The sequence below is a fragment of the uncultured Duncaniella sp. genome (assembly GCF_910577345.1).
GTDB lineage: Bacteria > Bacteroidota > Bacteroidia > Bacteroidales > Muribaculaceae > Duncaniella.
Window position 1 is genome coordinate 1 of sequence record NZ_CAJTMT010000071.1, and the last position, 510, is coordinate 510.

The 510-nt window shown below is 48.2% G+C and carries 1 protein-coding gene; it reads right to left on the reverse strand.

Translation table 11 applies throughout. The features are described 5' to 3' along the window. A partial coding sequence (locus QZ310_RS13655) for a hypothetical protein (protein ID WP_297073842.1) occupies positions 1-337 on the reverse strand: 337 nt, incomplete at its 3' end. Positions 338-510 lie beyond the last annotated feature (173 nt).

Consider the following 510-nt stretch of genomic DNA (forward strand, 5'->3'; position numbering starts at 1 on the left):
TTGACGTTACCGTGCCGGATGGCAACCGATAGGCCACGAAACAACGCTTTGACGTTACCGTGCCGGATGGCAACCGATAGGCCACGAAACAACGCTTTGACGTTACCGTGCCGGATGGCAACCGATAGGCCACGAAACAACGCTTTGACGTTACCATGCCGGACGGCAACCGATAAGCTGCGGAGCAGCGCTGCGATGGTAGCCCCGCCACGAGCGGACGGCCACGGGCGACGGCCGAAGGCCAAAGCCCGTAGCCGGGAGTGAGGCGCGGGGTAAATGAATGATTCTTCCACCACGGGCATCGAAGATGTCCGATAATACCTACGTTTAATACCAACCCTTGATACCTCATATTTAATCCCCCAACAATCCAATAATCCCCCGCAATATAATTACATTAAAAATGCGACTTTAAAAGAAATCTTAACTTTTCAGAAACCTTTTTAGAACCCGAATTGTTAGATAATTAAAATTAACAAAATCAACTATTGTTTTATGAAAAAAGCGTTA